The sequence below is a fragment of the Phormidium sp. CCY1219 genome, assembly GCF_035615515.1.
GTDB lineage: Bacteria > Cyanobacteriota > Cyanobacteriia > Cyanobacteriales > Laspinemataceae > CCY1219.
This window is the reverse complement of the sequence record NZ_JAJENT010000740.1, coordinates 1-2,898: the sequence shown is the minus strand read 5'-3', so window position 1 is coordinate 2,898 and position 2,898 is coordinate 1. Positions and strand designations below refer to the sequence as shown.

Here is a 2,898-nt window from a genome sequence, read left to right as displayed (position 1 = left end):
GCCAAGTCCCACAGTTTCAGGGTGTTATCGTCTGATGCAGAAACCGCCCCTGTGCCGTCCGGGGTGATGGCCACTGCATTTACCCGGGCACTATGCCCGGTGAGGGTACGCAGCAGCGCCCCGCCTGCGGGGTAGAGACTCGGCGTGAGGGGGCGAAACCAGGGTTTTTCCTGCCACTGTTTTGCCTGAGTCAGCAGTGCCTGGATTTCCGGGACTGTGGCGGGTGCTGATTGTCCCATGCCTTCCAGAGAACGGTTAGATCCCCCCTGCCCCCCCTTAAAAAGGGGGGAAGAAAGGAGTTTGCCGCGTTTTGCTGGCGGGGTCTGGGCATATTTCGGCAAGTATCTACCGAGTAGGGGAATTCTTTCCCAAAAATAGCGATATTTTGGCACTGGGGGAGAGGGGGGCGGCACAAATGACAGCAACCGTCCCCACAGTTGCCCTGCCAGTTGCGTCTTATCCGCCTCTAACACATGGGCCGAGTTGCGAATCGCACTTTCTACCAGGGCAATGGCGTTTTGCGCCTCTACTGTTGCCGCTTCTCCCCCGGCAGCGGGGAAGTCAGCCAGCAAGGCTTTCGTATCCGTGGCATTCAGTTTCGCTTGCAACCAGCGAAAGTCCAACAGCAAGGCGCGGATTTTGCCAGGGCTGTGGGCCTGCGGCAGGTGGTGGGTTATCAAATGCTGGTAAAAATAGCCGTCATCCTCCACCGCGTGATATCCCTGGGGATAGCGCTGCTCATAGGCGGCTAAAAACCGTTCCTGCACCTGGGAAATGTCCCCCGCCTGTTTTCTCACGTAGTCAATCTGCAGGTCATGCAGGGTGATGCGCCCCTCGGCATCGCGGAAAGCGAGGGACCGTTGCACCAGGGTATCCACCACATCCTGCATGTCGTATTTATCTAATCCCGCTGGTTTCCAAAAGGTCTCTAACACCGCTTCCGGAATCGGGGTATCTTCGGGAAAGGCGGCAAAATCCAGATATCGCACCTTCACCTCGGCGGGAAGTGCATCGACGCTGACTTGGATGGCTTTTAGCAAATTCGGATAGGGATAGTTGGGGAACTCCTGCTGCAGTTTCTCTAAATCGGCAGATTGCAGTTTGTGCAGCACGTTGTCCCAGCGATTCGCGCCACACACCATCGCCCCGGCAATTGCCACGGCTAAAGGCAAATAGCCGCACTCCCGCGCTACGTCCCGCGCGGCTGGGGGCAAGGTTTCCGGATGTTCCCCGGCCCACTGCGCCAGCAACCCCAGGGCTTGAGTTTCCGACAGCAATCCCACTTCATGCCCCTGCGCCCCCAACCCGGTTATCAATCCGGCATCGCGGGTGGTGAGCAAAAGCTGACTGTTTGGCCCCAAAACGTCAAACGCTGCGGCATGGTGGGTCTGCCACACATCATCTAAGATCAGCAAACAGGCTTTTTCGGCCAGCAATTGCCGCAGATGCCCTTTTCCCTGTTGGGCATCTTCAAAATAGGGGCGATTTCCCTGGAAGGCAAAGGCAATATCCACCTGTCGGGTAACAATATTTGGGGTTTGACCCAGGGTCACCCACACCACGCCATCGGGAAACCGTCGCTGCACTTGTTCGTCGCGACCCACTGCGGCGGCTAACACGGATTTACCGATGCCGCCCATGCCCTGCACCCCCACCCGGCGCGAAACCCCCGTCATTACCAGTTTTTGACTCTCCGCTCCCAGTAATTTGGCTTTGATGTCTGCGATTTCTTCCGGGCGGGGCAGGAATTTCGGGGGCAATTCGGGCAGGTGATAGGGGGCGCACAATTCTGGGATTTCTGGGCGGGTCGGTAAAATCTGCTGCTGCAATAATTGCTGCAATAATGCCTCGATTCGTTCTAAGGTGCGAGTATTTCGCAGGGTATCTTGTCGCAAGGCGGTTTCTAACTCTGCCAATGCGCTCGAGAGGTCGGTTTTGCTGGGCATCTCATCCAGGCGCGTGCAAATTTCCCGCAAAATGCCTACGCTTTCGCGCTGCAAGTCCAACAGCATGCCGGCAAATGCGGGTCCGCCACCCTCGGCGTCTTTTTTCAGCACTTGCCGCAAGTTTTTGGGAAAGTGGCGATGCAGGTGACGGGCAAGGGTGGCGATCGCATCTTCATATTCTTCTACCTCTGCTGGCAAGTGTTGGCGATGTTGCTGCATCAACTCCCAGGTCAGGGTTTGCCAAGTCTCCTCATCCAGCGCCTGCACTCGGTCGAATTCGCCGGCATTTGCCGCAAAGGCATGGCGTAGCTGCTTGTCTTGAATGGCGGCAAAGTCCTCGGTTGCGGCAGTTTCGCGGGCAAGGGTGAGCCAATAGCCCTCGGCGCGATCGGCTAAATCGTGCAAGATATTTCGTAATTCGGGAAACTTCTCGCCATTGGCAACGGTGCGAATTCCGAGGGCGATCGCCTCCCCGGTTGCCTTGGTCAAATCTTCGTTTGCCAATATCTCCCGCTTTGCTCCCAACCGATTGACGAATTCTCCGAAGTTATTCGCTGTCATGCCGCAGAACACATTGGCCAAAAATCCCCCCACATCCACCAGGGTTTTTCCCGCCCACAATTGTGCTGCCGACCCGGAGGCGATCGCGGCTAATGATAAAATCGCCGTACCGACCAACAGCAGCTTATTGGCTTTCAGGATATCTCTGGGACTCATGGCAACAACAGAGGCTATGGTTTAGGGAGGATGATTTTGGTATAGCATATTTTTGCCAAACTGTGGACAGCGATCGCACCTTTTTTTTTTGGCCACTCTTTTCCCACCATACAACTCTACCGCACCGGCGATCGATTGTCAAGACTGTAGGGTTTTTTATATAGCGATTCTCATATTGGTGAGGTAGAGCATTTTTTACCTCAAAGATGCACCTCAAGGTTGGGACTCTTCGGTT

1 protein-coding gene is annotated in these 2,898 nt (G+C 55.7%); it reads right to left on the bottom strand.

The features are described from left to right. Window positions 1-2,663: NB-ARC domain-containing protein (locus LKK83_RS22505; protein ID WP_324633609.1), on the bottom strand; the 2,663-nt coding region annotated here is incomplete at its 3' end. Window positions 2,664-2,898: the final 235 nt, after the last annotated feature.